This is a genomic window from Streptomyces sp. HUAS ZL42, from assembly GCF_040782645.1.
GTDB lineage: Bacteria > Actinomycetota > Actinomycetes > Streptomycetales > Streptomycetaceae > Streptomyces.
Genome location: NZ_CP160403.1, coordinates 4948891 through 4975215, shown reverse-complemented (window position 1 = coordinate 4975215; position 26325 = coordinate 4948891). Strand labels below are relative to the sequence as shown.

General features: G+C 70.4%; 21 protein-coding genes and 1 tRNA gene. 11 read left to right on the top strand and 11 right to left on the bottom strand.

Features of this window, described 5'->3' with window-relative positions; all coding sequences use genetic code 11:
* The first annotated feature begins 5 nt into the window (after positions 1–5).
* From ABZO29_RS22825 to ABZO29_RS22805, 5 genes are all read left to right on the top strand, one after another.
* The gene (locus tag ABZO29_RS22825) at positions 6–1928 is read left to right on the top strand and encodes a copper resistance CopC/CopD family protein (protein ID WP_367322048.1); all 1923 of its coding nucleotides are present in this window, start codon (positions 6–8) and stop codon (positions 1926–1928) included.
* A gap of 8 nt (positions 1929–1936) precedes the next feature.
* Entirely contained in the window at positions 1937–3220 is a 1284-nt protein-coding gene (efeB, locus tag ABZO29_RS22820) for an iron uptake transporter deferrochelatase/peroxidase subunit (protein WP_367322047.1), read from the top strand.
* Positions 3221–3292: 72 nt separating this feature from the next.
* Complete coding sequence (gene pheA / locus ABZO29_RS22815; RefSeq protein WP_367322046.1) at positions 3293–4225, top strand: prephenate dehydratase; 933 nt, start codon at positions 3293–3295, stop codon at positions 4223–4225.
* A gap of 541 nt (positions 4226–4766) precedes the next feature.
* Positions 4767–6044 carry a serine--tRNA ligase gene (gene serS, locus ABZO29_RS22810; RefSeq protein ID WP_367322045.1) on the top strand — a complete coding sequence of 426 codons (1278 nt, stop codon included), beginning with the start codon at positions 4767–4769 and terminating at the stop codon, positions 6042–6044.
* Entirely contained in the window at positions 6041–6844 is an 804-nt protein-coding gene (locus ABZO29_RS22805; RefSeq protein WP_367322044.1) for an HAD family hydrolase, read from the top strand. Before serS ends, ABZO29_RS22805 begins: the two co-directional genes overlap by 4 nt.
* Positions 6845–6881: 37 nt before the next feature.
* Here ABZO29_RS22805 and ABZO29_RS22800 read toward each other — a convergent pair.
* The 6 genes from ABZO29_RS22800 to ABZO29_RS22775 form a co-directional block, all read right to left on the bottom strand.
* Positions 6882–6987: transfer RNA gene (locus ABZO29_RS22800), tRNA-OTHER, on the bottom strand.
* A 274-nt stretch (positions 6988–7261) separates the two neighbouring features.
* Complete coding sequence (locus tag ABZO29_RS22795; RefSeq protein ID WP_367322043.1) at positions 7262–7504, bottom strand: hypothetical protein; 243 nt, start codon at positions 7502–7504, stop codon at positions 7262–7264.
* Between the two features lie 74 nt (positions 7505–7578).
* Entirely contained in the window at positions 7579–8298 is a 720-nt protein-coding gene (locus ABZO29_RS22790; RefSeq protein WP_367322042.1) for an ABC transporter permease subunit, read from the bottom strand.
* Between the two features lie 10 nt (positions 8299–8308).
* Positions 8309–9220, bottom strand: a complete 912-nt coding sequence (locus ABZO29_RS22785; protein ID WP_367322041.1) for an ABC transporter ATP-binding protein — start codon at positions 9218–9220, stop codon at positions 8309–8311.
* The gene (locus ABZO29_RS22780; protein ID WP_367322040.1) at positions 9217–10143 is read right to left on the bottom strand and encodes an ABC transporter permease; all 927 of its coding nucleotides are present in this window, start codon (positions 10141–10143) and stop codon (positions 9217–9219) included. Before ABZO29_RS22780 ends, ABZO29_RS22785 begins: the two co-directional genes overlap by 4 nt.
* Complete coding sequence (locus tag ABZO29_RS22775) at positions 10133–11161, bottom strand: ABC transporter ATP-binding protein (RefSeq protein WP_367322039.1); 1029 nt, start codon at positions 11159–11161, stop codon at positions 10133–10135. The genes ABZO29_RS22780 and ABZO29_RS22775 overlap by 11 nt, the downstream gene beginning before the upstream one ends.
* 188 nt (positions 11162–11349) lie before the next feature.
* Between ABZO29_RS22775 and ABZO29_RS22770 the strand changes: the two genes are divergently transcribed.
* The 5 genes from ABZO29_RS22770 to ABZO29_RS22750 all read left to right on the top strand — a co-directional run bounded on the left by ABZO29_RS22770 (position 11350) and on the right by ABZO29_RS22750 (position 16226).
* Positions 11350–13095, top strand: coding sequence for an SDR family oxidoreductase (locus ABZO29_RS22770; protein WP_367322038.1), 1746 nt, complete (start codon positions 11350–11352; stop codon positions 13093–13095).
* Between the two features lie 182 nt (positions 13096–13277).
* The gene (locus ABZO29_RS22765; RefSeq protein WP_367322037.1) at positions 13278–13826 is read left to right on the top strand and encodes an RNA 2'-phosphotransferase; all 549 of its coding nucleotides are present in this window, start codon (positions 13278–13280) and stop codon (positions 13824–13826) included.
* Positions 13827–13844: 18 nt separating this feature from the next.
* Positions 13845–14291, top strand: a complete 447-nt coding sequence (locus ABZO29_RS22760) for a hypothetical protein (protein ID WP_367322036.1) — start codon at positions 13845–13847, stop codon at positions 14289–14291.
* Positions 14292–14342: 51 nt separating this feature from the next.
* A complete protein-coding gene (locus ABZO29_RS22755; protein WP_367322035.1) occupies positions 14343–15245 on the top strand; it encodes an LLM class flavin-dependent oxidoreductase in 903 nt (300 codons plus the stop codon).
* 87 nt (positions 15246–15332) lie between these two features.
* Positions 15333–16226, top strand: coding sequence for a Cof-type HAD-IIB family hydrolase (locus tag ABZO29_RS22750; RefSeq protein WP_367322034.1), 894 nt, complete (start codon positions 15333–15335; stop codon positions 16224–16226).
* Here the strand turns inward: ABZO29_RS22750 and ABZO29_RS22745 are convergent.
* The 5 genes from ABZO29_RS22745 to hisC form a co-directional block, all read right to left on the bottom strand.
* A complete protein-coding gene (locus ABZO29_RS22745; RefSeq protein WP_367322033.1) occupies positions 16223–17284 on the bottom strand; it encodes a peptidoglycan DD-metalloendopeptidase family protein in 1062 nt (353 codons plus the stop codon). The genes ABZO29_RS22750 and ABZO29_RS22745 overlap by 4 nt on opposite strands.
* 131 nt (positions 17285–17415) lie before the next feature.
* Positions 17416–20910, bottom strand: coding sequence for a thiol reductant ABC exporter subunit CydD (gene cydD / locus ABZO29_RS22740; protein ID WP_367322032.1), 3495 nt, complete (start codon positions 20908–20910; stop codon positions 17416–17418).
* A gap of 12 nt (positions 20911–20922) precedes the next feature.
* Positions 20923–21927, bottom strand: a complete 1005-nt coding sequence (cydB, locus tag ABZO29_RS22735) for a cytochrome d ubiquinol oxidase subunit II (protein WP_367322031.1) — start codon at positions 21925–21927, stop codon at positions 20923–20925.
* 20 nt (positions 21928–21947) lie between these two features.
* Positions 21948–23456 (bottom strand): cytochrome ubiquinol oxidase subunit I, encoded by a 1509-nt coding sequence (locus tag ABZO29_RS22730; protein ID WP_367322030.1) that lies wholly within the window; start codon positions 23454–23456, stop codon positions 21948–21950.
* Between the two features lie 210 nt (positions 23457–23666).
* Positions 23667–24746, bottom strand: a complete 1080-nt coding sequence (gene hisC, locus ABZO29_RS22725; RefSeq protein ID WP_367322029.1) for a histidinol-phosphate transaminase — start codon at positions 24744–24746, stop codon at positions 23667–23669.
* A gap of 420 nt (positions 24747–25166) precedes the next feature.
* Between hisC and ABZO29_RS22720 the strand changes: the two genes are divergently transcribed.
* Positions 25167–26279 carry a LacI family DNA-binding transcriptional regulator gene (locus ABZO29_RS22720; RefSeq protein ID WP_367322028.1) on the top strand — a complete coding sequence of 371 codons (1113 nt, stop codon included), beginning with the start codon at positions 25167–25169 and terminating at the stop codon, positions 26277–26279.
* Positions 26280–26325 lie beyond the last annotated feature (46 nt).

The following is a 26325-nucleotide window of genomic DNA, read 5'->3' as shown; positions in this document are numbered from 1 at the left end:
CCACCTTGACGCAGACCATCGCCCCCCGGGTCCGGACCCTGGTGCTGCTGCTCCTGGCCGTCACCGGCGTGCTCCTCGCCTGCGCCGGGCCGGCCTCCGCGCATGCCGCGCTGACCGGCAGCGACCCCTCGCAGGGGGTGGTGGTCGACAAGGCGCCGACCCAGGTGTCGCTGACCTTCTCCGAGAAGGTCGCGATGAGCGACGACTCGCTGCGCGTCCTCGATCCCAAGGGCAAGCGCGTCGACACCGGCCAACCGTCCAACGTCAGCGGCACGACGTACTCCGTGGCGCTGCACAGCGGGCTGCCCGACGGCACGTACACCGTCAGCTACCAGGTGGTCTCGGCGGACAGCCACCCCGTCGCCGGTGCCTACACCTTCTCCGTCGGCGCCCCCTCCAAGACCACCGTCTCGGTCTCCGGGCAGGAGGCGGGCGGCGGAGTGGTCGGCCGGCTGTACGGGTTCGGGCGCTACATGTCGTACGCCGGCTTCATCGTCCTGGTCGGCGGTGCCGCCTTCGTGCTCGCGTGCTGGCAGCGCGGCAGCGGTGTACGGGCCCTGCAGCGGCTCGTCGTCGGCGGATGGCTCACGCTCACCGCGGCCACGCTGATGCTGCTGCTCCTGCGCGGCTCCTACACCGGCTCCGGCAAGGTCGCCGACGTCTTCGACCTCGACCTGCTCGGGCAGGTGCTGCAGACCAAGACGGGCGCTGCACTGGTGTCCCGGCTGCTGCTGCTCGCCGCGGCGGCGCTGTTCGTCGCCGTGCTCTTCGGGGCCTATGACAAGCGGGAGGACGAGGAGAAGCGGGACCTGACGTTCGGGCTCGCCTTCGGCGGGATCGTGGTGGCCGCGGGACTCGCCGCGAGCTGGGCCATGGCGGAGCACGCCTCGGCCGGACTCCAGGCGGGCATCGCCATGCCCGTCGACGTCGTCCACCTGCTGGCCGTGGCCGCATGGCTCGGCGGCCTCGCGGCACTCCTCGTCGCGCTGTACCGGGCGCCGGCGGACGCCCCCGTCGAGGCCTCGGCCGTACGGCGGTTCTCGCGCCTCGCCTTCGGCAGCGTGCTCGCCCTGGTCGCGACCGGGACCTACCAGTCGTGGCGTCAGGTCGGCTCCTGGTCGGCGCTCACCGGGACGAGGTACGGGCAACTGCTGTGCGTCAAGATCGGGCTCGTGGTGCTGCTCGTCGGCATCGCGTGGATCTCGCGGCGGTGGACGGGCCAGCTGTCGGAGACGGTGGCGGCGAAGGCCGCAGCCAGGACCGGGGTGAAGCAGCGGGCCGACGCGGGCGTGAAGGAGAAGGAGCCCGCCGCCGTGCGGAAGGGCTCCGCGACCGGCTCCGGTGGCTCCGAGCGCGCCGAACAGCTCGCCCGGCAACGGGCCGCCGTGGACACCGCCCGGCAGAAGAAGCTCCGCGACGCCGACCCCGGCCGCTTCGGTCTGCGCCGCTCGGTACTCGCCGAGGCGTGCGTCGCCGTCGTCCTGCTCGCGGTCACCACCGCGCTGACGTCCACCGAGCCGGGGCGTACGCAGGAGGAGGCCGCCAAGGCCACTACGTCCTCCTCGTCGTCGTCCGCGACCGGCTCCGGTGCCCTGACGCTCGACATGTCGTTCGACACCGGTGGCAAGGACGGCAAGGGCGTGGTCAGCGTCGACCTCGACCCCGCGCGCGTGGGCGGCAACGAGATGCACGTCTATGTGGAGCGGCCCAACGGCCGCGCCTTCGACGTCCCCGAGGTGAAGGTCGCCTTCACTCTCGAGGCCAAGAAAATCGGGCCGCTGCCCGTCGCACCCGACCACATCACGACCGGACACTGGGCGGCGAACGGAGTGCAGATCCCCATGGCCGGCGACTGGAAGATCGCCGTGACCGTGCGGACCTCCGACATCGACCAGGTGACCGTCTCCAAGAACGCGCAGATCGGCTGAACCGCACCATGGCTGACCAGTCCATTCCCGAGGCTCGTACCCCTGTCGAGGAGGGTCTGCCCCCGAAGTCCCCCACTGTCGAGGGCCTTTCGCGGCGGAAGTTGCTCGGCACCGCCGGCGCGACCGGGCTGGTACTCGGCGCGGCCGGCGGGGCCGTGGGGTATGCCGCCGCGCCCGCCACGGCGACCCCGCTCACGTCGCTGGGTTCGGACCGGGCGATGTTTCACGGGAAACATCAGCCCGGCATCACCGAGGCCCTTCAGGCGCGCGGTCACGTCGTCGCCTTCGACCTGGCGGCGGGAGCGGGCCGCAAGGAGGCGGCCGCGCTGCTGCGCCGCTGGTCGGAGACGGCCCGGCGGCTGATGGCGGGCGAGGGCGCGGCTCAGGACGACACGGACGTGGCGCGGGACGCCGGGCCGTCGTCGCTGACGATCACCTTCGGCTTCGGCAACAGCTTCTTCGCGCGCACCGGCCTGGAGAAGCAGCGGCCGGTCGCCCTCGACCCGCTGCCCGACTTCTCCTCCGACCACCTGGACAAGGCCCGCAGCAACGGGGACCTGTGGGTGCAGATCGGCGCGAACGACGCCCTCGTCGCCTTCCACGCCCTGCGGGCGATCCAGAAGGACGCGGGCAGCGCGGCCCGTGTCCGCTGGCAGATGAACGGCTTCAACCGGTCGCCAGGGGCCACCGCCCACCCCATGACGGCGCGCAACCTGATGGGGCAGATGGACGGCACGCGCAATCCGAAGCCGACGGAATCCGACTTCGACCGGCGGATCTTCGTGCCCTCTTCGGGGGAGCCGTCGTGGATGGCGGGCGGCTCCTACGCCGTCGTACGCCGTATCCGCATGCTCCTCGACGACTGGGAGCAGCTCTCGGTCAAGGAGCAGGAGGACGTCATCGGGCGCCGCAAGTCCGACGGGGCGCCGCTGTCCGGGGGCACCGAGACGACCGAGATGGACCTGGAGAAGACCGACTCCCGGGGTGATCTCGTCGTCCCCATCAACGCTCACGCCCGGATCACCCGGCCCGACCAGAACGGGGGCGCGGCGATGCTGCGGCGGCCGTTCTCGTACCACGACGGGATCGACGCGGACGGGACGCCCGACGCGGGGCTCCTCTTCATCTGCTGGCAGGCGGATCCGCTGCGCGGCTTCGTCACCGTGCAGCGCAAGCTGGACCGCGGTGACGCCCTGTCGAAGTACATCCGGCACGAGGCGAGCGGGCTCTTCGCGGTGCCGGGCGGGGCGAAGGACGGGGAGTACGTGGGGCAGGGCTTGCTGGAGGGGTGACCCCGTCGCCCTGTGGGGTGGCCGGGACGGGAAGTGTGCGCTGTGCGGGGAAAGGGCCATTAGGGTGAGGTCATGCCAGCGAGCTATGCCTATCTCGGCCCCGAGGGCACCTTCACCGAAGTCGCCCTGCGCACGCTTCCTGAGACCGCCACCCGGCAGCTGATCCCGTACGTGTCCGTGCAGTCCGCGCTCGATGCGGTACGAGCCGGCGAGGCCGAGGCCGCGTTCGTGCCGATCGAGAACTCCGTCGAGGGCGGGATCACGACGACCCTGGACGAACTGGTCGCGGGCGCGCCGCTGATGATCTACCGCGAGGTGCTGCTGTCGATCACCTTCGCACTGCTGGTCCGGCCCGGCACCAAGCTGTCGGAGATCAAGACGGTCACCGCCCACCCGGCGGCCCAGCCTCAGGTGCGCAACTGGCTGAAGAGGAACCTCCCGGACGCGGTCTGGGAGTCGGCCGCCTCCAACGCGGACGGTGCCCGCCTGGTGCAGGAAGGCCGGTACGACGCCGCGTTCGCCGGCGAGTTCGCTGCCGCCCGGTACGGCCTTCAGGCCCTGGAGACCGGGATCCACGACGCCGAGAACGCGCAGACGCGGTTCGTGCTGGTCGGCAGGCCCGCCCGGCCCGCGGCGCCGACCGGCGCGGACAAGACGTCCGTCGTGCTGTGGCAGCGCGACGACCACCCCGGCGGGCTGCGCGATCTCCTCGGCGAGTTCGCCACCCGGGGCATCAACCTGATGCTGTTGCAGTCCCGCCCGACGGGCGCGGGCATCGGCAACTACTGCTTCTGCATCGACGCCGAGGGCCACATCTCGGACCGCCGTGTCGCCGAGGCACTCACGGGGCTCAAGCGGATCTGCCTCCAGGTGCGCTTCCTGGGGTCCTACCCGAGGGCGGACATCAAGCCGGACGGGGTCGGTGCTCCACTGCCGGGGACCTCGGACGAGGAGTTCGCGTCGGCGGCGGACTGGGTGGCTCGGTGCCAGGACGGGCGTTTCTAGGACTTTTCAGCCGCCCCTACCTGCATATTTTCGTTATCCACAGGCGTTGTCCACAGGCTGGCATCTCGACCTGGGGACAAGTCGACAACATAGCGCCACTCTGTCGACAAATCGGTCTGCGGCTCGGCATCGCATCCACCGGCGCGCACATCACCGTTCGTCCACTCTTTTCCTTTAGGCAATCCTTCGGAGCGACCCCTTTCCACTCGAAAGCAGTGGTAAAGGCGGGTTTGTGCGGGGAATCCTCCGGGTGACCCCGGCGTTTCGGAGTGATCAATTCCGAAGTCCACAGATCTTCCGCACAGCCTGTGGATAACTCTTCCGAGGGTGTGGATCCCTGTGGACAACCACTGCCCCAAGTTCCGTTCTCCACAAGGGAATCGAGTCAACCGGGCGCCCACGGCGCTACCCGTCCCGGGGAGTGAGACACTTTTTATTGACACGCTGGGCAATTGGCGTGTAACGCAACGTAAGGCACATTTCTGGACTGTTCGGAATAGTGAGTCGTGGGCCGTGGCCCCGCACCGGTAGCCTTGGCCGCGTGATTGACCTTCGCCTGCTCCGTGAGGACCCCGACCGTGTGCGCGCGTCCCAGCGTGCCCGTGGAGAGGACGTCGCGCTCGTCGACGCTCTCCTGTCTGCCGACGAGCGGCGCAGGTCGTCCGGCGTCCGCTTCGACGAGCTGCGTGCCGAGCAGAAGCAGCTCGGCAAGCTCATCCCCAAGGCCGCCGGAGACGAGAAGGCCGAGCTGCTGAAGAAGGCAGAGCAGCTCAAGGCCGACGTCAAGGCCGCCGACGCCGAGCGAGACGCCGCCGACACCGAGACCCAGGAACTCCTCGTCCGGCTGGGCAACCTCGTCCACCCCGACGTGCCCGTCGGCGGCGAGGAGGACTTTGTCACGCTGGAGACGCACGGCGAGATCCGCGACTTCGGGGCCGAGGGCTTCGAACCGAAGGACCACCTGGAGCTCGGCACGATCCTCGGCGCGATCGACGTCGAGCGCGGCGCCAAGGTCTCCGGCTCCCGCTTCTACTTCCTCACCGGCGTCGGCGCCCTGCTGGAGCTGGCCCTGGTGAACGCGGCGATGGCCCAGGCCACGGCGGCCGGCTTCACGCCGATGCTGACCCCGGCGCTGGTCCGCCCCCAGGCGATGGCGGGCACCGGCTTCCTCGGCCAGGCGGCCCAGGACGTCTACCAACTCGACAAGGACGACCTGTACCTGGTCGGCACGTCCGAGGTCGCGCTGGCCGCGTACCACATGGACGAGATCCTCGACGCCGACCGCCTCCCCCTGCGCTACGCGGGCTTCTCGCCCTGCTTCCGCCGCGAGGCCGGCTCGCACGGCAAGGACACGCGGGGCATCTTCCGCGTGCACCAGTTCGACAAGGTCGAGATGTTCTCGTACGTCGCTCCCGAGGACTCGCAGGCCGAGCACCAGCGCCTGCTGGAGTGGGAGAAGCAGTGGCTGACGTCGCTGGAGCTGCCGTTCCGCGTCATCGACGTCGCCTCGGGTGACCTCGGCGCCTCCGCCTCCCGCAAGTTCGACTGCGAGGCGTGGATCCCGACGCAGGGCAAGTACCGCGAGCTGACGTCGACCTCGGACTGCACCGAGTTCCAGTCCCGCCGCCTGCAGATCCGCGTCCGCGACGGCAAGCAGGTCAAGCCGCTGGCGACGCTCAACGGGACGCTGTGCGCCGTACCGCGCACGATCGTGGCGATCCTGGAGAACCACCAGCAGGCCGACGGCTCCGTGCGTGTGCCCGAGGTGCTGCGTCCGTACCTGGGCGGCCGGGAGGTCCTGGAGCCGGTCGCGAAGTGAGCGCCGGCTTCCCGTACAGGCTGATCGCGACCGACCTCGACGGAACGCTCCTGCGCTCCGACGGGTCGGTCTCGCCGCGCACCCGTGAGGCGCTCGCCTCGGCGACGGCGGCGGGCGCCGCGCACATCGTCGTGACGGGGCGCGGCGTCCCGTGGACCCGGCACATCCTCGACGACCTCGGCTACCGGGGGCTCGCGGTGTGCGGCCAGGGCGCACAGGTGTACGACGCCGGCGAGCACCGCCTGCTGACCTCGGTGACCCTGGACCGCCAACTGGCGGGCGTGGCCCTGGCCAAGATCGAGGCGGAGGTCGGCCCGCTGTTCCTGGCGGCGAGCCGCGACGGTCTCGACGGCGAGGTGCTGGTGGGCCCCGGTTATGCGGTGACAGGCCCTCTCCCGGCGACTCCGTTCACGGACGCGTCGGACCTGTGGACCGCCCCGCTGAACAAGATCTACATCCAGCACCCCACGCTCACGGACGACGAACTCGCCGATGTGGCCACGCGGGCCGCGGGCGGCTTCGTCTCCGTCACGATGGCGGGCGAGGGCATCGTCGAGATTCTTCCGCTCGGACTGTCCAAGGCCACGGGCCTGTCCCTGGCAGCCCGCCGACTGGGCCTGAAGTCCGCCGACACGCTCGCCTTCGGCGACATGCCCAACGACATTCCGATGTTCGCCTGGGCGTCCCGAGGCGTGGCCATGGCCAACGCCCACGAGGGCCTGAAGGCGGTGGCGGACGAGGTGACGTCCTCCAACGAGGAGGACGGGATCGCGGTGGTGCTGGAGCGGACGCTGAGCTGAACTCCGTGGATTCTGCGCCCCTGTGGCGCCTTGCTTGCGGAGGATGCACGGATCGAACGTGCGCGGGCTTTCCAGGCCCGACCACGGCTTGCTCTTCATTGAACACAGCGCAAACCGGTGCCTTACCACTCGGCCAATCCTCCGGGTGGGCGGCCCACGCGAGAGCGACATCGCGTGCTCGAAGCGGCCGCCCCGGGCAGCTCCCCGTGTGGGGCGGGCTCGTACGGAGCGGGTAGTTACTCCGGAGTCCGCCGCGGGCTGCCCTGGCGGGAGCTGGACGTACTGTCGTGCATGGACATCGTCCGGCTCCTCTCCCAGTACGTGGCGCCGACTCGGTCCGTCCGGCGTCGTGGACACAACCACTGTGCCTGTACGGCGAGTTCGGCGCCACTGATTAAAGGGCGGCCGCGAGCGCACTCACCTGCGGCGCCACCTGCGCCGACGGGCCTTGCTGAAGAACCATCCGGCGGGCGGCTCGTCCGAGCGCCACGGCTGCGGCTCGGGCTCCTCCGCGCGCCAGCGCGCGGCGAGCATCCGGGCCCGGGCGGACGGCTCGGCCGTCTCGGCGGCCCGTACGAAGTCCTCGTCCAGGACGAGGTCGTCCCAGACCTCGTCCCCGGCCCATCCGCGACCGCCGCTCACCGGAATGTCGTCCGCCATTCCCGTCCTCCCAGCCCTATCCGCTTTGCCCAGTGTGCCCGGAGAGACGTGAAGCCCCCGTCAAGACCGGACGCTCACTCCTCACCGGCGAGGGTCAGCGACCGCAGCTTCTGCCCGGCGTACCAGGTGGCCAGCACGGTCACCGCGACCAGCAGCACCGTCGCGGTGGTCAGTCCGACGTCCGAGGTGACCAGTTCCCCGCCGGACACCTTGTGCGCGATGGCCAGCGACCACTGCTGGACGCTCAGCGTGCGCGCACCCGGCACCAGGGAGCCGAACAGCGCCTCCCAGACCAGCGCGTAGACGAGGCCGAACACCACCGCGTGCCGCGAGACCGTGCCCAGGAGCAGGAAGAGCGCCGCGTACGCGATGGAGGAGACCAGCGCGGCCACCGTGTAGGCGACGGCGATCTGCTGGCCGTTGCCGTTGAGGATGAACCCGGCGAGCAGCGTCGGCAGCGCCGAGAACACCATCGTCACCGCGATCGCCACGATCAGCTTGGTGAAGATGATCGTCGGCCGCTTCAGCGGCTTGGACAGCAGGTACACCACCGAACCGTCGTCGATCTCCGGCCCGATCGCGCCCGTCCCCGCGATGACGCCGATGATCGGCACCATCGTGGCGAGGGCGAGCCCGCCCAGCAGGTCCGACGCCGTCTGGTCGTCGGCGCCGGCGAGGCCGCGGACGACTACGGAGATGGCGATCAGCAGGAGCGGCAGTGCGCCCAGGATGAGGGCCCGGCGACGGCCGAGCAGGGCCCGGTAGGTGAGCCGGGCGACTGTGGGGTCGTACATCTTCGGCCTCCTACGCCGCGACCAGATACGAGAAGACGGACTCGAGGGACTCGTCGGACGGCGAGACCGTGAGCAGCCGGATGCCGTGGTCCCTGGCCACCCGCGGCAGCAGGGTCGTGAAGCGGCCGAAGTCGACGGCCTGGATGCGCAGGGCGCCCTCCGCCAGGTCGACTTCGATGCCGGACGTCGACGGGTCGGCGATCAGCGCGGCCGCGAGCGCGCGGTCGTCGCTGGAGCGCACCAGGTAGCGGTGCGGGCGGTCGGTCATCAGACGGCGGATCTTGCGGAAGTCGCCGCTGGCCGCGTGCCGCCCGGCGACGACGACCTCGATGTGCCAGGCGAGCTGCTCGACCTCTTCGAGGATGTGCGACGAGAACAGCACCGTGCGGCCCTCGTCGCCCATGCGCCTGAGCAGTTCCATGAGCTGCATGCGCTGGCGCGGGTCCATGCCGTTGAAGGGCTCGTCGAGCAGGAGCAGCGACGGCTCGTGGACGAGCGCGGAGGCCATCTTCACGCGCTGCCGCATGCCCTTGGAGTACGTGGAGATCTTGCGGTCCTGCGCGTACTCCATCTCGACGGTGGCGAGCGCCTTCTGGGCCGCCTTCGCGCCCAGGCCGTGCAACTCGGCGTTGGCGACGACGAATTCGCGGCCGGTGAGGAAGTCGTACATCGCCTCGCGCTCGGGGACGATGCCGATGTGCTTGTAGATCGCCTCGTTGCGCCACACCTGCTGTCCGTCGAGGGTGACGGTGCCGGTGGAGGGGGCCAGGAAGCCGCCCATCATGTTGATGAGGGTGGACTTCCCGGCGCCGTTGGGGCCGAGCAGGCCGGTGACGCCGGGGCCGATGGTCATGGTGATGTCGTTGACGGCGACCACGTTGCCGAACCAGCGGGAGACGTGGTCGATGGTGAGCGTGGTCACAGTCCGACCTTTCGGTAGCGGCGCATCAGAAGGCCGTAGGAGGCGGCGATCAGGCCCAGGGTGACAAGGACGTAGACCACGCCCTCCCCTTGGGACGGTCCGATCCCGCCGGGGAAGGCGGAGGAGGCCCCCAGGAAGGCGGACTGCACCCCGTCGATGAGCGTGACGGGCGAGAAGAGGCCGATCCATGCGATGGCGCCGCTGCTGCCGCCGCCGTCACCGAGGGACTGCGCGTCGGCGATGGCCTGGAGGGTGGAGACGGCTCCGTAGGAGATGGTCAGGACGGCGATGACGGCCGCGATACCGAAGCCACGGCGGGGCGTCACCGACGCGATGACCAGGCCGATTCCGGCGAAGAGCAGTGAGAGCAATGCCACGGAGACCAGCCCCTGTGCGAATCCCTTGGTCTGGTCGGCGAAGTCGAGCTTGGCCAGCAACGCGCCCACGTAGAGCACGAGCAGCGGGGCGGCCGTCAGGATGAACATCGCCGACGCCAGCGCCGCGTACTTGGCGCGCACGTAGTCGGCGGTCTCGATCGGCCGCGAGAAGTACAGCGGGACGGTCTTGAAGCGCAGGTCGCGCGAGACGGACTGGGGTGCCTGCGAGGCGACGTACAGGCTGATGACGGCCTGCATGACGATCGCGTAGCGCGTGTAGTCGAGGGGCAGGTCCTTGGCCTTGGTGGCGACCGCGACGGCGACCATGATGGCCGCGGGCACGCACATCACCACGAACAGCAGCATCGGCAGCACCTTGGACTTGATCGAACGGCCGAGGCCGTAGGCGCCGCGCAGGGACTGCGAGTAGAGGGAGCGGGTGGCGTAGGAGCGGCCGAGGCGGGGGCCGTCGTAGTTGCGGTAGCCGATGTTGTGGATGCGGGTCTGGTCACCCGACGACGTGGCTGCGGGGTGCTCAACCGCCATGGCCGACCGCCTCCTTCCTCTGCTCTTCCTCGCTCGTGAAGACCTCCGAGATGTGGTGCCTGCGCTGCTCCATGCGCACCAGGCCGAGTCCCAGGTCGGCGACGATGTCGCGCACGAGGTCGTACGTCTCCTCGCCCTGCGCGGTGAGCAGCAGGATGTGGCCGGCTCCGGGCAGGCCGCTGCCGGCCTCGACGGTCACCCCGCGCGCGTGGAGCGCGTCGCGCATCGCGCGGGTGCCGTCCGGGTGCTCGTCGGTGTCGGTGACCTCGATCGCGAGGGTCGTGGTGGTCTGTGTGAAGTCCGTGGTGGAGCTGGACCGCAGGAGCTTTCCGCCGTCGATGACGACCACGTGGTCGCAGGTGCGCTCCAGCTCGCCGAGCAGGTGCGAGGTGACCAGGACCGAGATGCCGAAGTCGGTGTGGATGCGGCGGATGAGGCCGAGCATCTCGTCGCGGCCGACGGGGTCGAGGCCGTTGGTCGGCTCGTCCAGGAAGACCAGTTGCGGGTCGTGGACGAGGGCCTGGGCGAGCTTCACGCGCTGCTTCATGCCGGTGGAGTAGCCGCCGATGGGGCGGTAGCGCTCCTCGTACAGGCCGACGTGGCGCAGCGTGTCCGCGGTGCGCTCCCGCGCGGCGGTCGGCGGAAGGCCGGACATGCGTGCCATGTGGACGACGAACTCGGTGGCCGAGACGTCGGGCGGCAGGCAGTCGTGCTCCGGCATGTAGCCGACCCGCTCCCGGATGGCGGCGCCCTTGGTGGCGACATCCAGTCCGAGCACCTCGGCACGGCCTTCGGTGGCGGGGGACAGACCCAGCAGGATCTTGATCAGTGTGGACTTGCCGGCTCCGTTGGCACCGACGAGCCCCGTCACACCGGGTCCGACGTCCACGGAGAGCCGGTCAAGCGCGGTCACCCGGGGGAACCGCTTGCTCAGGCTTTCGGTCGCGATCACAGTCACGTCGTCGACAGTAGTGACGCGGACCACTCCCGTCGTCAGACCGCAGAGCCGTCTTGGCATCAGACTCCAGGCGTACGGGGCCCTAAGGGTCACCCTCAGGTCGAACAACGGGCCCGTGGTTTTCCACATCGGCCGCTTTTCCACAGCCGGGCCGGGCCTGTTGACGAAGCTTCTAACAACTGCCACATTCGTCGCCGATGTCAAGTTACGGGCACGTACCGCGATCGGTGCGGACAGGGGACGGTGGCATGAGGGAACGCTGGGTGCGGACCGGTGGCCTAGAGCTGTGCGTGGCCGAGTCGGGGGATCCGCAGCGGCCGACGGTGATCCTGGTGCACGGCTATCCGGACAGCAAGGAGGTGTGGTCCGAGGTCGCGGCACGGCTGGCCGGCCGCTTCCACGTCGTGCTGTACGACGTCCGGGGCCATGGCCGCTCCACGGCACCGCGGCCCCTGCGCGGCGGCTTCACCCTGGAGAAGCTGACGGACGACTTCCTCGCCGTCGCGGACGCGGTCAGCCCCGGGAAACCGGTGCACCTGGTGGGTCACGACTGGGGGTCCGTCCAGGCCTGGGAGTTCGTGACCGTCCCGCGCACCGAGGGCCGCATCGCGTCCTTCACCTCGATGTCCGGCCCGTCCCTCGACCACTTGGGCCACTGGATCGGCAAGCGCGTCGGCCGTCCCACTCCCCGCCGGGTCGGCCAGCTGCTCGGCCAGGGCGCCAGGTCCTGGTACGTGTACCTGCTGCACACGCCCGTCGTCCCCGAACTCGCTTGGCGCGGCCCGCTGGGCAAGCACTGGGCCAGGATCCTCGGGCGGCTCGAGAAGGTGCCCGGGGGCGCCCATCCAGCCTCCTCGCTCCCCTCGGACGCGGCGCACGGAGCGTGGCTGTACCGGGACAACGTACGGGTGAGGCTGCGCCGCCCACGTCCCAACGCATACGCGCACGTGCCCGTGCAGCTCATCACCCCCCTGGGGGACGCGTACCTGTCGGAGAAGCTGTACGACGAACTGGAGCGGTGGGCCCCGCAGCTGACCCGCCGCACGCTCCCGGCCGGGCACTGGATACCGCGCACGCGACCCGATCAACTCTCTTGGTGGATATCGGAGTTCGTCACGTCGGTCGAAGGGGGTGGAACAGGTCCTGCAACCGCGGGCCGTGGCCGGTACGCCGACCGCTTCGGCGGACAGCTCGTGCTGGTCACCGGTGCGGGCAGCGGCATCGGTCGCGCCACGGCACTCGCGTTCGCCGAGGCCGGCGCACGTGTGATCGCCGTCGACCGGGACGGGGAGGGCGCGGCCCGCACCGCCGAGAGGGCCCGCCGGATCGGCGCGCCCGAGGCCTGGGCGGAGGCGGTGGACGTCTCCGACGAGCGGGCGATGGAGAAGCTCGCGGGGAAGGTACACACCGACTACGGCGTGGTGGACGTGCTGGTGAACAACGCCGGAATCGGCCTGTCCGGCTCCTTCTTCGACACGACGCCCGACGACTGGCGCAACGTCCTGGACGTCAACCTCTGGGGCGTGATCCACGGCTGCCGTCTCTTCGGCCGGCGGATGGCCGAACGCGGCCAGGGCGGCCACATCGTCAACACGGCGTCGGCCGCCGCGTACCAGCCCTCCAAGGCGCTGCCCGCCTACAGCACCTCCAAGGCGGCTGTCCTGATGCTCAGCGAATGCCTGCGGGCGGAGCTGGCCGGTCAGGGCATCGGCGTCACGGCGATCTGCCCCGGCTTCGTCAACACCAACATCACGTCGACGGCGCGCTTCGCCGGAGTCGACGCGGAGGAGGAGAAGCGCCGCCAGAAGCGCGCCTCCCGTCTGTACGGTCTGCGCAACTATCCCCCGGAGAAGGTCGCGAACGCGATCCTGCGGGCGGTGGCACGCGACGAGGCGGTCGTCGCGGTCACCCCGGAGGCACGAGGGGCGCATGTGCTGTCGCGGTTCCTGCCGGCAGCGCTGAGGGCGCTCGCTCGGGTGGAGCCGCGCCTGTGAGCCCGGGGGCACCGCCCACATCCGGCCGTCGAGTCAACCAATCTTGACGAAACCCCTTGATTCTCCCGGCAGTTGTCCACAGAACTGCCAATTGGCCTGTGGATAACAACAGTTGGCTGTGGATCAAACCTCGGCGGCAAAACAAAATGCGTGACTCACGCCTCGCCCGGCATCCTGGAGGGATGGACGAAAGACGCACCGTGAAGGTGTCGAAGTACCTCTCGAAACACCTCCGCCACCAGCCCGAACGCATCGGTCTCGAACTCGACGAGGCCGGCTGGGCCGAGATCGACGTGCTCATCGCGGCGTGCGCGGCGCACGGCTTCCACTTCACCCGCGACGAACTGGACCACGTCGTCGCCAACAACGACAAGAAGCGCTTCGCTGTCGAGGGCACCCGGATCCGCGCCAGCCAGGGCCACAGCATCGAAGTCGACCTCGGCCTGCCCTCGGCGGCCCCGCCGGCGTACCTCTACCACGGCACCGTCGCCCGCTACCTGGAGGCGATCCGCACCGAGGGGCTGCGCCCCATGAACCGCCACGACGTGCACCTCTCGCCCGACCGCGAGACCGCCACCCGAGTCGGCGCCCGGCGCGGCCGCCCCGTCGTGCTCTCGGTGGACGCCGGTGCCATGCATCGCGACGGCCATGTCTTCCACGTCAGCGCGAACGGCGTGTGGCTCACCCAGGCAGTGCCGCCGCAGTACCTGAGGTTCCCGGAGAGCCACTGACACTGCATGATCAGTGGTATGGACCACTTTCCCACCACCGAGGCCGCCGTCGCCGCCCTCCGGGCCATCGCCGCAGAGTACGCGCGGGAGATCGAGGTGACTCATGACATCGGCGCCGACCAGACCTCGCGCCGCACCGCCGCGGGCATCGGTGTCACCACCGACCCGGACGGCTCCATGCCCCACGAGGCCTACGCCGAGTTCGGCGGACTTCCCCGGGTGAGCGTGCGGCTCTACCCGGAGGACGACGCACTGATCACCGTCGAGGGCGTCGAGTGCCCCGACGTTCCGCGCGACGACGTCCCCGCCTTCCTCCGCTCCGTCTTCGACGGCCTCGCCTACGTCAAGGGTCGCCGCTTCCCGCCGGGCTACTTCCTGATCGTGCCTCTGCCCGGCGACCGTACGCACCGCGAGTACATGCCGATGGTCGGCCTCAGCCCATGGCTGAGCGCCCGTGTGCGCTGACCGTCGGTGACCGTTTCACGTGAAACCTATTCGGCCGCATACGCTCAAGGCATGAGTCTGCGTCTGAGCACAGTGATCCTCCCGTACCGCCGCTGGCACGAGGGCGGCCGTTCGACCTGGATGCGTGCCGAGCAGCTCGGCTTCCACACCGCGTACACGTACGACCACCTGTCCTGGCGCAGCTTCCGGGACGGCCCGTGGTTCGGCGCGATTCCGACGCTGACGGCCGCCGCCTCGGTCACCGACCGTCTGCGCCTCGGCACGCTCGTGACCTCGCCGAACTTCCGGCACCCGGTGAACCTCGCCAAGGAGCTGATCTCCCTGGACGACATCTCCGGCGGCCGTGTCATCCTCGGCGTCGGCGCGGGCGGCACCGGCTTCGACGCCACCGCTCTCGGCCAGGAGCCGTGGACCCCGCGCGAGCGGGCCGACCGGTTCGCCGAGTTCGTCCCGCTGCTCGACCGGCTGCTGACCCAGGACTCGGTGTCGTACGAGGGCGACTTCTACTCGGCGCACGAGGCACGCAACATCCCGGGCTGTGTACAGCGTCCCCGGCTGCCCTTCGCGGTGGCCGCGACAGGACCCCGCGGGCTGCGGCTGGCCGCGCGGTACGGCCAGGCGTGGGTGACCACCGGCGATCCCAAGCTGTACGAGAACGGCACCCCCGAGCAGTCCGTCCATGCCCTTCGCGGGCAGGCGGAGAGGCTGGCCGACACCTGCGCCGAGCTCGGGCGGAACACCGGCGAGCTGGACAAGATCCTCCTCACCGGTTTCACCCCCGACCGCGCCCGGCCGCTGGAGTCCCTGGACGCCTTCGTCGATTTCGCGGGCCGGCACCAGGAACTGGGCTTCACCGAGCTCGTGCTGCACTGGCCCATCCCCGGCTCGGACTTCGCCGCGGACGAGAAGGTCTTCGAACAGATCGCCATGGAGGCCCCCGCGCAGCTGCGTTGACCGTCGCGCCGTGCCCTCAGCGCCGACCTCGGCACATGGGTCGGGAGCCCCTCATCCGTGCGGACCCCCGCACGGCCGTGCGGGCATATGCGCGAGAATGGCTGGGTGACCTCAGCGACTCGACAGCCCGAGACCCCGTCCGCCGCTCTCCCGCCGCGACTGATCGCCACCGATCTCGACGGTACTCTGCTGCGCGACGACAAGTCCGTGTCTCCGCGAACGGTCGCCGCCCTCGCCGCCGCCGAGGAGGCGGGCATCGAGGTCTTCTTCGTCACGGGGCGCCCGGCCCGCTGGATGGACGTCGTCAGCGAACACGTCCACGGTCACGGCCTGGCGATCTGCGGGAACGGCGCGGCGGTGGTCGATCTGCACGGCGGTCCCGGCGCCCACCGGTTCGTGAAGGTGCGCGAGCTGGCACGGGAGAACGCGCTCGACGCCGTACGGCTGCTGCGCGACGCGGCACCCGGGACCATGTACGCGGTCGAGCAGACGTACGGCTTCTACCAGGAGCCGGACTACCCGAAGATGCACATGGAGATACCCGACGACCTCGCGCCCGCCGAGGATCTCCTGGCACCGGACGCCCCCGGGGCCGACGAGCCGGTGCTGAAGATCCTCGCCTACCACCCCACGCTCGACCCGGACGCTTTTCTGACCCTGGCGCGCCTGGCCATCGACGACCGCGCCAACGTCACCCGGTCCAGCCCCAGCGCCCTGCTGGAGATCAGCGGCCCCGGTGTCTCCAAGGCCAGCACGCTCGCCCTGTGCTGTGCCGAACGCGGTATCTCGCACGAGGAGGTCGTCGCGTTCGGCGACATGCCGAACGATGTCGAGATGCTGACGTGGGCGGGCCGCTCGTACGCCATGGGCAACGCACATCCGGACGTGATCGCGGCGGCGTCGGGGCGGACGGTCGCCAACAACGCCGACGGGGTGGCGGTGGTCATCGAACGCATGCTGACGGAATGGGCGCGGCCCTAGCGGACCGGCACCCCTCGTGCCGCGAGCCAGGGCACCGGGTCCACGGCCGAGCCCATCTCCGGCGTGACCCGGACCTCGAAGTGCAGGTGCGGACCGGTCGAGTTGCCGCTTGTGCCCGACTGCGCGATCCACTGGCCGGTGGCCACGCGGTCGCCCCGGCCGACGGCGACGGCGGCGAGATGGGCGTACTGCGTGTAGTAGCCGTCCGCGTGCTCGATCACGATCTCCATGCCGAACGCGCCGCCGCACGAGACCCTCACGACGCGCCCCGCACCGACAGCGCGCACGGGAGTCCCGATGGGGACCGCGAAGTCCTGCCCGGTGTGCCGGTTCGCCCAGTGCTTGCCCCCGCTGCCGAATCCCGCGGACAGGACGTAGTGCTCCACCGGCGCGACCCACGCGCTCGTGGAGACCGTCTGCGGCTGAGCGAGCTGGACGGCGCCGCGGCAGGCCCCGGCGGTGACGGAGGCGTTGGCCTGCGTCTGCAGCTGCCGCCGCGCCTCTTCGAGCTTTTTCTCGATGTCCTGCTTCTTCTCGGCGAGCTCTGCGCTCCGTTGCTCCAGTGCCTGCCACTCGGCCGTGGCCTCCGCCTCGTCCGCGGCAAGCCTGGCCTCGGCACGGCTGCTCTTGCCGATGGCGTTGTTCACGGCCAGATCCACCTGGGAGAGGACGTGCTGATTGCGCATCAGCTCGTCAGGCCCGTCCGCAAGGATGATCTGCGCGGCCAGCGGGAGCCCGCCGCCGCTGCGGTACTGGGCGCGCGCGATACGGCCCAGATCCTCGTGCAGGACGGCGAGCTCGCGCCGTTCGCGAACGAGGAGCGCCTCGGCCTGCCTGGCTCGCGCCAGCTGCGCCTCGGCCTCCCGTCGGCCCGCCTCGTACTGCTGCGTCGCCACCGCCGCGTCCTCGTACAGCTGCGCCACCCGGGCGCTGAGGCTCGCTTCCCCACCGGGACCGTCACCGGTCGTCCCGTCGGCTGCCGCGGGCCGTGCCGTGAGCACCACCAGTGCGCACAGCAGTGCCGGAACGAGCAGCGGATGACGGCGAGGTGAGCGCATGTCAGCGATCGTGTCGCGGCTGTGCGGCCCGGGTCCTGTTCAAGTCGTACGCCTGGGGGACCATCCACCACGGATGGCCCATTCGTCGGCCCGGTGCCGGCCCGGACACGGAGCGCCGGGCCGAGTTCTCCTCACCGCGTCGCCGGCAGCAACTCCTCCGAGGCCTTCTCCCGCTCGGCCATCCGCCGCAGCGGCCCGTCCCCCGCGGCCAGTTCGGCGTAGGGACCGCGCTGCACCACCCGGCCCTCGCCCAGCACGATCACTTCGTCCACGGCCTCCAGACCGGCCAGCCGGTGGGTGATGAGCAACGTGGTACGGCCCTTTGTGGCGGCCAGCAGGTCGGCGGTGAGGGCGTCGGCCGTGGGCAGGTCGAGGTGCTCGGCGGGCTCGTCGAGGACGAGGACGGGGAAGTCGGCGAGCAGCGCGCGGGCCAGTGCCAGCCGCTGCCGCTGCCCGCCGGACAGCCGGGCCCCGTGCTCCCCGATCAGCGTGTCGAGCCCGTCCGGCAGGCTGTCCGCCCAATCCAGCAGCCGGGCCCGCGCGAGCGCGCGGCGCAGGTCGTCCTCGGTCGCGTCCTTCCTCGCAAGGAGCAGGTTCTCGCGCACCGAGCTGTCGAAGAGGTGCGCGTCCTGTGCGCACAGCCCGACGAGCCGACGTACGTCGTCGCCGTCCAGCGCGTACGCGTCCACGCCGCCCAGCGTGTACGAGCCCGCGTCCGCGTCCAGGAACCGCAGCAGCACCTGGGCGAGCGTCGTCTTGCCGGAGCCGGAGGGGCCGACCACGGCGATCCTGCGCCCTTCCCGGAGGGTCAGGTCGAGCCCGGCGAGCGCGTCCCGGTCCTGCCCGTCGTGCCGGGCGGCCAGCCCCTTGACGGCCAGCGGGAACGGCGACGCGGGCGCCTGCCGGGGCCGCTCGGGCTCGCGGACGGGCTCGGGGGAGTCCAGGACCTCGAAGACGCGCTCCGCGCTCCTGCGCACCCGGTGCCGGTACTGCGCGGCGAGCGGCAGCCCGAGGACGGCCTCGAAGGCGGCCAGCGGTGTGAGGACGACCACGGCCATGGCCACGCCGCCGAGCCGGCCGGCGGCGACCGCCTGGGCGCCGACGAGGGCCGCGGCCGCCACGGTCAGGCCGGAGATCAGCGCGGTGAGCCCGTCGCCGAGCGCGGTGGCGGTGGCGGCCCGCGACGCGATGCGGGTGAGCGCGGTATCGGCTCTCCGTGCCTCGGCGGTACGGGCGGGCAGGGCACCGGCGACGGTCAGCTCCGCGGTGCCGGTGAGCAGGTCGGCCACATGGGTGGCGAGCACCCCTCGGGCGGGGGCCAGCCGGCGTTCGGCGCGCCGGGCGACGGCACCGGTGAGCAACGGGACGCCGACGCCCGCTGCCAGCAGTCCCGCCGCGAGGACGCCACCGGCCTCGGGCAGCAGCCAGGCGGTGAAGCCGACGGATCCGGCGCCCACGACGGCTGCGGCACCCGCGGGCAGCAGCCAGCGCAGCCAGTAGTCCTGCAGGGCGTCCACGTCGGCGACGAGCCGCGCGAGCAGGTCGCCCCGGCGAGCCCCGCGCAGTCCGGCGGGTGCCAGCCGCTCCAGCCTCCGGTACACCGCGACTCGGGTGTCGGCCAGCATGCGCAGCACGGCGTCGTGCGACACGAGCCGCTCGCCGTACCGGAAGACGGCCCGCCCGATCCCGAAGGCCCGCGTCGCCGTCACGGCCACCATCAGATACAGCACGGGCGGCTGCTGCGAGGCCCGCGAGATCAGCCACCCCGAGGTGGCCATGAGCCCGACGGCACTGCCGAGGGCGAGACTGCCGAGCAGCAGGGCGAGCGCGAGCCGTCCGCGCCGGGCGCCGGAAATGGAGCGGACCCGGGCGAGAACCCCACCGGCGGTCGTGCGGAGGGCCTGCGGTACGGCAGGGGAGGTGCCGAGGGCTTCGGCCTCGACTGGATGTGGCTCCGGGCCCTTGGTCCGGGCATCGACGTGAGCAGCAGGGACCGCGGGCTCCTCCAGCCGCACGACCCGGTCCGCCGCCGCCAGCAGCGCCGGCCGGTGCACCACGAGCAGCACCGTCCGCCCGGCCGCCAAGCGCCGCACCGCCGCCACGACCCCGGCCTCGGTCGCCCCGTCCAGCGCGGCCGTCGGCTCGTCGAGCAGCAGTACGGGCCGGTCCGCGAGGAACGCCCGGGCCAGCGCGAGCCGCTGCCGCTGTCCGGCGGACAGCCCGGTCCCGTCCTCGCCCAGCACGGTGTCGACTCCGGCGGGCAGGGCGTCCACGTACTCCAGCGCTCCGGCGTCCGCCAGCGCCCGGCGTACGGCGGCGTCGTCGGCGTCGGGACGCGCCAGCCGTACGTTCTCCGCGATCGTCCCGGCGTACAGGTGCGGCCGCTGCGGCACCCAGGCGATCCGCGACCGCCACTGCTCCAGGTCGGCCTCGGCGAGATCGACTCCCCCGACGCGCACCCGGCCCCCGGCGGGCCGGACGAAACCCAGCAGGACGTTCAGCAGCGTCGACTTGCCGGCTCCGCTCGGTCCGACGAGGGCGACCGTCTCACCGGGCTCGACGGCGAAGGACACGTCCGACACGGCGTCCCCGGAACGCCCGGGATAGCGAACCGTCACCCCGTCGAAGGCCAGGCTCCCGGCGGCTACGGCCCTGGTGCCCGACTCCGGCAGAGGCGTCTCCAGGACCGCGAAGATCTCCTCGGCCGCCGCGAGCCCTTCCGCCGCCGCGTGGTACTGCGCGCCCACCTGACGCAATGGCAGATACGCCTCGGGCGCGAGCACAAGGATGACCAGGCCGATGTACAGATCCATCTCACCGTGGACGAGCCGCATGCCGATGGTCACGGCGACCAGGGCCACCGAGAGCGTCGAGAGCAGCTCGAGAGCGAAGGAGGAGAGGAAGGCGATGCGCAGGGTGCGCATGGTGGCCTGCCGGTACTCGCCGGTGATGCGCCGGATCGACTCGGCCTGCGCCTTGGCCCGCCCGAACACCTTCAGCGTGGGCAGCCCCGCCACGACGTCCAGGAAGTGCCCGGACAGCCGGGACAGCAGCCGCCACTGACGGTCCATCCGGGACTGAGTGGCCCAGCCGATCAGCATCATGAAGACCGGGATGAGCGGAAGGGTGCCGACGATGATCGCCGCGGACACCCAGTCCTCCGTCACGATCCGCGCCAGCACCGCCACCGGCACGACCACCGCGAGCCCCAACTGCGGCAGATAGCGCGAGAAGTAGTCGTCGAGGGCGTCAACGCCCCGTGTGGCGAGGGCAACCAGCGATCCGGTCCGCTGCCCTGCGAGCCAGCCAGGGCCGAGCTCGGCGGCACGCTCCAGCAAGCGCCCCCGCAGCTCCGACTTCACGGCGGCGCTCGCCCGGTGGGCGGCGAGCTCCGTGAGCCAGGCGATCAGAGCCCGGCCACCCGCCACCGACACCAGCAACAGCAGGGGGGTACGGAGTTCACCGACCGACATCCCGTGCTGGAAGGCGCCGACCACCACCTCGGCGATGAGCATCGCCTGAGCGATGACCAGCAGCGCTCCGACGGCGCCCAGGGCGACGACCGCTCCCAGGAAGACCCGGGTGGTCCGGGCGTACCGCAGCAGACGCGGATCGATTGGTTTCACGTGAAACGCACCTCAGTGCACTGCTTCAGCGATGTGCTGTGTGCCGATCCGCTTCCGGAACACCCAGTAGGTCCACCCCTGGTACAGCAGCACGATCGGCGTGGCGACCGCCGCGCACCAGGTCATGATCTTCAGGGTGTACGGGCTGGACGAGGCGTTGGTGACCGTGAGGCTCCACTCCTCATTGAGCGTGGACGGCATGACGTTCGGGAAGAGCGTGAGGAAGAGCATCGCCACGGCGGCCACGATGGTGACGCCGGAGAGGGCGAACGACCAGCCTTCCCGTCCCGCCTGGTTGGCCACGAGCGCCGCGACGAGTGCCGCGACGGCGACGACCAGGGCGACCAGGCTCTCACCGTCACCGCTGTCGATCTGCGTCCAGAGCAGGAAGACCAGCGCCAGCACGGCGGTCACCAGGCCGACCTGGAGCGCCAGCCTGCGGGCCCGCTCCCGGATGTCCCCGACGGTCTTGAGCGCCGTGAACACCGCCCCGTGGAAGGTGAACAGCGTCAGCGTCACCAGGCCGCCGAGGAGCGCGTACGGGTTGAGCAGATCCCAGAAGTTGCCGGCGTACTCGAAGTGCTCGTCGATCTTCACGCCGCGCACGATGTTGCCGAACGCCACGCCCCACAGGAGCGCGGGGATCAGCGAGGTCCAGAAGATCGCGGTCTCCCAGTTGCGCTGCCAGTTCTCCTCGGGCCGCTTCGCGCGGTACTCGAAGGCGACGCCGCGGACGATCAGGCAGACCAGGATGATCAGGAGGGGAAGGTAGAAGCCGGAGAAGAGCGTGGCGTACCACTCCGGGAAGGCGGCGAAGGTCGCGCCGCCCGCTGTGAGCAGCCATACCTCGTTGCCGTCCCAGACGGGTCCGATGGTGTTGATGAGCACCCGCCGCTCGGGCCGGTCGCGGGCGAGCAGCTTGGTGAGGATGCCGACCCCGAAGTCGAAGCCCTCGAGGAAGAAGTAGCCGGTCCACAGGACGGCGATCAGGACGAACCAGACGTCGTGCAGTTCCATGACAGTGCAGCTCCCTCGGCCTAGTACGAGAAGGCCATCGGCTTGTCGGCGTCACGGGAGTCGCCGCCGATCTTCGTGGGCGGATTGAGGTCGGCCTCGGTGAGCTCGGGCGGGCCGGCCTTGACGTACTTGAGGAGCAGCCTGACCTCGACGACGGCGAGAATGGCGTAGAGGGCCGTGAAGACGATCATCGAGGTGAGTACCTCGCCCTGGGAGACACCGGGGGAGACCGCGTCGCGGGTCTGCAGCACGCCGTAGACGACCCACGGCTGGCGGCCCATCTCGGTGAAGATCCAGCCCCAGGAGTTGGCGATCAGCGGGAAGGCCAGGGTCCAGATCGCGATCCGCCAGTACCAGGTGGTGAGCTTCGGGCCGAGCGCCTTGTTCCTGAACAGGACCAGATGCGGCACCTCGTCCTCACCCACCCGCAGGTGCTGCGGCAGCATGAACTTCTTGCGGGTCAGCCACAGTCCGGCCAGGCCGATGGCGAAGGACGCCATGCCGAAGCCGATCATCCAGCGGAAGCCCCAGAAGGTGACCGGGATGTTGGGCCGGTAGTCGCCCGGCCCGTACTTCTCCTGCTCGGCCTTGTTGACGTCGTTGATGCCGGGGACGTGCGAGGTGAAGTCGTCGTTGGCGAGGAAGGACAGCAGTCCCGGGATCTCGATCGCGACGCTGTTGTGGCCCTTTTCCACATCGCCGTACGCGAAGATCGAGAAGGGCGCGGAGTCCTCGCCGTCCCACAGCGCCTCGGCGGCGGCCATCTTCATCGGCTGCTGCTTGAACATGACCTTGCCCAGGACATCGCCGCTGACCGCCGTGAGCAGGCCCGCGATGACCACGGTGACCAGGCCCAGCCGCAGCGAGGTCTTCATCTCGCGCACGTGCTTCTTGCGAGCCAGGTGGAATGCGGCGATGCCGACCATGAAGGCGCCGCCGGTGAGGAAGGCCGCGGAGAGGGTGTGGAAGACCTGGCTGAGCGTGGTGTTCTGGGTCAGGACGGCCCAGAAGTCGGTGAGTTCGGCGCGGCCCTTCTCCTCGTTGATCCGATAGCCCACCGGGTGCTGCATCCACGAGTTGGCCGCGAGGATGAAGTAGGCCGACAGGATCGTGCCGATCGAGACCATCCAGATGCAGGCCAGGTGGATCTTCTTGGGCAGCTTGTCCCAGCCGAAGATCCACAGGCCGATGAAGGTGGACTCGAAGAAGAAGGCGATGAGGGCCTCGAAGGCGAGCGGTGCGCCGAAGATGTCGCCGACGAAGCGCGAGTAGTCGGACCAGTTCATGCCGAACTGGAACTCCTGCACAATGCCGGTGACGACGCCCATCGCGATGTTGATCAGGAAGAGCTTGCCCCAGAACTTGGTCGCCCTGAGGTACTTCTCCTTCTCCGTGCGCACCCAGGCGGTCTGCAGGCCGGCCGTGAGAGCGGCCAGCGAGATCGTCAGGGGGACGAACAGGAAGTGGTAGACGGTCGTGATGCCGAACTGCCAGCGCGCCAGAGTCTCCGGCGCCAAAGCCAGGTCCACGCTGCCGCTCCTTACTCCGCGCTTGTGAAAGCGTTCACATTCACAAGCAATTATGACGCATACTCGTTCGATGCTGGAGAGGCGGGGGGTCCCGAAGGAAAAGACGCAGGTCCCGGTACTTGTGGACCGGTAGACCCTGGTGCGGCTCGGCGGGACCCACCTGCTACCAGGTGAGCCCCGCCCAGGGCGTTCCCGCTCGACGAGCGGGGGCTACAGCTCCTTGCGGAATCCTTCCGCCACCCTCAGGAAGATGTCGTTCGCCTCGTTCTCCCCGACCGTCACCCGCACGCCCTCACCCGGGAACGGCCGGACCACGACACCGGCCTTCTCGCACGCCGCCGCGAACGAGATCGTGTGCTCCCCCAGCCGCAGCCACACGAAGTTCGCCTGGGTCTCGGGCACCGTCCAGCCCTGGGCCCGCAGGCCGTCGACCACTCGATTGCGCTCGCACACCAGGGAACCGACCCGGCCGAGCAGCTCGTCCTCGGCGCGCAGCGAGGCGATCGCGGCGTCCTGCGCGAGCTGGCTCACCCCGAAGGGCACCGCCGTCTTGCGCAGCGCCGCCGCGACCGGCTCGTGGGCGATCGCGAAGCCGACGCGCAGGCCGGCAAGACCGTACGCCTTCGAAAACGTACGCAGCACGCAGACGTTCGGCCGGTCACGGTAGATCTCGACGCCGTCGGGCACCTCGGGGTCGCGGATGAACTCGCGGTACGCCTCGTCGAGCACCACCAGCACATCGCCGGGCACCCGGTCGAGGAACCGCTCCAGCTCGGCCCGCTTCACGACCGTACCCGTCGGGTTGTTCGGGTTGCACACGAAGATCAGCCGGGTCCGCTCGGTGACCGCGTCCGCCATCGCGTCCAGGTCGTGCACGTCGCCCGGCGTCAGCGGCACCTGCACCGACCTGGCGCCGCTGATCTGCGTGATGATCGGGTAGGCCTCGAAGGAGCGCCAGGCGTAGATGACCTCGTCCCCGGGTCCGGAAGTGGCCTGCAGCAGCTGCTGGGCGACGCCGACCGAGCCGGTGCCGGTGGACAGGTGGGAGAGCGGGACGGCGAAGCGCTCGGACAGCTCGTTCATGAGGCCCGTGCATGCCATGTCCGGGTAGCGGTTGAAGGACGAGGCGGTCGCCGTCACGGTCTCCATCACGCCGGGCAGCGGCGGATAGGGGTTCTCGTTGGAGGACAGCTTGTAGGCCACCGGGCCACCGGCCGCGGCCGGCTTGCCCGGCTTGTAGGTGGGGATACCCTCCAGCTCGGCGCGCAGCTTGGGGCTCGTCTCGCTCACCGCAGTCCTCCTCGCGACCACCGGCGGCCCATCGCTGCCGCCGGCTTCCAATACTTCTCACCTTATGAGGATTCGGCGCGGCTGCGTACAGGCGAGACAGCAAACCTCATCAGCCCCACTGGCATCAGGGGCATCACCGTACGAAGGCGTACGAATCAGGGGGCGCGCTGCACATATATCTATGCGCCGGTGGCTTACGCCGTGGCGCGCATCGCCCGTGAAGGTGAGTTGAGACCTCTTCGAGACTTCCGAGACTTGGCAGGCTCATGCGTGTCGGCACGCCACGTCCTAGCATTGAATCGCCCAACTGGCTTAAATTCCAAGGCAGTTGACCCTTGATGACCTTGCAGAAACGTGTCTGTCAACGCGCGCATATGCGTCCGCCCTACCCCACCGCATGAGCCCTACTATCGGCTCGCCATGACAGCAGCAGGGAAGCACCAGGTGAGCCGCGGGGAAGCCTCCAGGCGAGGAAGCCGGCCGGGCCGGGCGGGCATCAGAGACGTGGCCGCCGCCGCCGGAGTCTCCATCACGACCGTCTCCGATGCCCTCAACGGTAAGGGGCGGCTCCCGGACGCCACCCGACGCCATGTCCGCGAGGTCGCCGACCGGCTGGGCTACCGCCCCTCGGCCGCGGCCCGGACCCTCCGCACGGGCAAGTCGGGCCTCATCGGCCTGACCGTGACGACGTACGGGGATGAACCTTTCACCTTCACCGAATTCGCGTACTTCGCCGAGATGGCGCGCGCCGCCACCTCGGCCGCGCTCGCCCGCGGCTACGCGCTCGTCATCCTGCCCGCGACCTCGCGCCACGACGTGTGGTCGAACGTGGCCCTGGACGGCACGGTCGTCATCGACCCGTCCGACCAGGACCCGGTCGTCAGCGAACTGGTCAGGCAGGGTTTACCGGTGGTCTCCGACGGCCGCCCGGCCGGCTCGCTGCCGGTCACGGCCTGGGTCGACAACGACCACGAGGCCGCCGTCCTCGGCATCCTCGACCACCTGGCCGACGCCGGCGCACGCCGCATCGGCCTGCTGACGGGGACGACCACCGACACCTACACCCGTCTGTCGACCACGGCGTACCTGCGCTGGTGCGAGCGCGTCGGCCAGGACCCGGTGTACGAGGCCTACCCCGCCCACGACCCGTGCGCGGGCGCCGTCGCCGCCGACCGGCTGCTCGCCCGGCCCGACCGGCCCGACGCCGTGTACGGCCTGTTCGACCCCAACGGCACCGACCTGCTCGCCGCCGCCCGCCGCTACGGGCTACGCGTCCCGGAGGACCTGCTGCTGGTCTGCTGCAGCGAGTCCACCGTGTACGCCAACACCGAGCCGCCCGTCACGACCCTCTCGCTGAAACCGCGCCGGATCGGCACCGCGGTGGTCCAGCTCCTCATCGACGCCATCGAGGGCGTCGAATCGGATCAACCGGTCGAGCAGGTGATACCGACCGAACTGATCGTGCGTACCTCGTCCCAGCGACGTCTGCCCCGGACGACGGTCAGCCCGCCCCGGTCACCCGAGGAGAAGTGAACGAGGACGCTTCGCCGGGCGGTCGAAGCCGGGCCCAATCGGGGCG

What these genes read in the sequence shown, in the direction of transcription:
- efeB (WP_367322047.1), top strand. Translation starts at nt 1,937, where the DNA reads ATGGCTGACCAGTCCATTCCCGAGGCTCGTACCCCTGTCGAGGAGGGT.
- pheA (WP_367322046.1), top strand. Translation starts at nt 3,293, where the DNA reads ATGCCAGCGAGCTATGCCTATCTCGGCCCCGAGGGCACCTTCACCGAA.
- ABZO29_RS22795 (WP_367322043.1), bottom strand. Translation starts at nt 7,504, where the DNA reads ATGGCGGACGACATTCCGGTGAGCGGCGGTCGCGGATGGGCCGGGGAC.
- ABZO29_RS22790 (WP_367322042.1), bottom strand. Translation starts at nt 8,298, where the DNA reads ATGTACGACCCCACAGTCGCCCGGCTCACCTACCGGGCCCTGCTCGGC.
- ABZO29_RS22780 (WP_367322040.1), bottom strand. Translation starts at nt 10,143, where the DNA reads ATGGCGGTTGAGCACCCCGCAGCCACGTCGTCGGGTGACCAGACCCGC.
- ABZO29_RS22775 (WP_367322039.1), bottom strand. Translation starts at nt 11,161, where the DNA reads ATGCCAAGACGGCTCTGCGGTCTGACGACGGGAGTGGTCCGCGTCACT.
- ABZO29_RS22770 (WP_367322038.1), top strand. Translation starts at nt 11,350, where the DNA reads ATGAGGGAACGCTGGGTGCGGACCGGTGGCCTAGAGCTGTGCGTGGCC.
- ABZO29_RS22765 (WP_367322037.1), top strand. Translation starts at nt 13,278, where the DNA reads ATGGACGAAAGACGCACCGTGAAGGTGTCGAAGTACCTCTCGAAACAC.
- ABZO29_RS22760 (WP_367322036.1), top strand. Translation starts at nt 13,845, where the DNA reads ATGGACCACTTTCCCACCACCGAGGCCGCCGTCGCCGCCCTCCGGGCC.
- ABZO29_RS22755 (WP_367322035.1), top strand. Translation starts at nt 14,343, where the DNA reads ATGAGTCTGCGTCTGAGCACAGTGATCCTCCCGTACCGCCGCTGGCAC.
- ABZO29_RS22750 (WP_367322034.1), top strand. Translation starts at nt 15,333, where the DNA reads ATGCGCGAGAATGGCTGGGTGACCTCAGCGACTCGACAGCCCGAGACC.
- ABZO29_RS22745 (WP_367322033.1), bottom strand. Translation starts at nt 17,284, where the DNA reads ATGCGCTCACCTCGCCGTCATCCGCTGCTCGTTCCGGCACTGCTGTGC.
- cydB (WP_367322031.1), bottom strand. Translation starts at nt 21,927, where the DNA reads ATGGAACTGCACGACGTCTGGTTCGTCCTGATCGCCGTCCTGTGGACC.
- ABZO29_RS22720 (WP_367322028.1), top strand. Translation starts at nt 25,167, where the DNA reads ATGACAGCAGCAGGGAAGCACCAGGTGAGCCGCGGGGAAGCCTCCAGG.